This is a genomic window from Mesorhizobium sp. M7A.F.Ca.MR.362.00.0.0, from assembly GCF_004023175.1.
In the GTDB taxonomy this organism is placed as follows: Bacteria; Pseudomonadota; Alphaproteobacteria; order Rhizobiales; family Rhizobiaceae; genus Mesorhizobium.
In genome coordinates this window covers 1-1,282 of the sequence record NZ_RZTF01000110.1, presented here as the reverse complement: position 1 = coordinate 1,282, position 1,282 = coordinate 1, and the positions used below count along the sequence as shown (strand labels likewise).

General features: G+C 61.5%; 1 protein-coding gene. It reads left to right on the top strand.

Annotation, left to right across the window (positions count from 1 at the left end):
• Positions 1–44 precede the first annotated feature (44 nt).
• Positions 45–1,282: ABC transporter substrate-binding protein (locus EOC06_RS15770; protein WP_164898603.1), on the top strand; the 1,238-nt coding region annotated here is incomplete at its 3' end.

The window sequence follows — 1,282 nt, the reverse complement described above, 5'->3', positions numbered from 1 at the left end:
CTTCCTGGACCACAACGACAATTGAAGAAAAGGGGAATGAAGACATGAAGAAACTGCTTCTGGCGGCAACAGCCGCGGCATTGCTGGCCGGTACATGGCTGGCCCCGGCACAGGCCGAATATCTCAAGGAGCACCGAGGCGGCACCATCCGCCTGCTGGCCCGCTCCGCGGCCGGAACGCTCGATCCGCACATCAATTACACGGACCAGGGCTGGCAGATGTACCAGCCGATCTATGACGGCCTGGTAGCCTTCCGCAAGGCCGAGGGTATGGACGGCTTCACCATCGTTCCCGATCTGGCCGAGGCGTTGCCGCAGGTCAGCAATGACGGCAAGACCTTCACCTTCAAGCTGCGCAAGGGCATCAAGTTCTCCAGTGGCCAGGATCTTGGCGTGAAGGACGTCGTCGCTTCTTTCCAGCGCATCTTCAAGGTTTCCGGACCCACCTCCGGCACGTTCTATGCCGGCATCGTCGGTGCCGACAAATGCCTGGCCGACACCAAGAGCTGCACGCTGGAAGGCGGCGTTGTCGGCGACGAAGCGGCCGGCACCATCACCATCAACATCACCAAGCCGGATGCCGAGCTGCTCTACAAGCTCGCCTTGCCGCATGCCGTGGTCCTGCCGGCGGACACGCCCGCCGAAGACATGGGCTCCAAGCCCATTCCCAGCACCGGCGCGTACATGATCTCCGCCTTCGACCCGAACAAGGGCATGACGGTTTCCCGCAACCCCAATTTCAAGCAGTGGAGCGAAGAAGCCCAGCCGGACGGCTATCCGGATGTCGTCCAATATGATTTCGGCCTGTCCGAAGAGGCAGCCGTCACCGCGATCCAGAACGGCGAAGCGGACTGGATGTTCGACGCTCTGCCCAGCGATCGCCTGGGCGAACTGGGCAGCAAGTCCATGGACCAGCTGCACATCTCACCGCTTTCGGCTTGGTGGTACGCGCCGCTGAACAACCGTCTCGCACCCTTCGACAATGAAAAAGCCCGCCAGGCCGTTGCCTATGCGATCGATCGCAACACGTTGGTCAAGCTGTTCGGCGGAAAGGTGCTGGCCTCGCCGGTCTGTCAGGTCCTGCCCCCGGACTTCCCCGGCCATGAAGACTATTGCCCCTTCACCAAGAATCCGGGCGCCAAATGGTCGGCCCCTGACCTCGACAAGGCAAAGCAGTTCGTCGAGGACTCCGGCACCAAGGGTCAGAAGGTGACCATCATCGTCGAGGACACCGCCATTTCGCGGTCTATCGGCGTCTATCTGCAGAGCGTGCTGACCAGCAT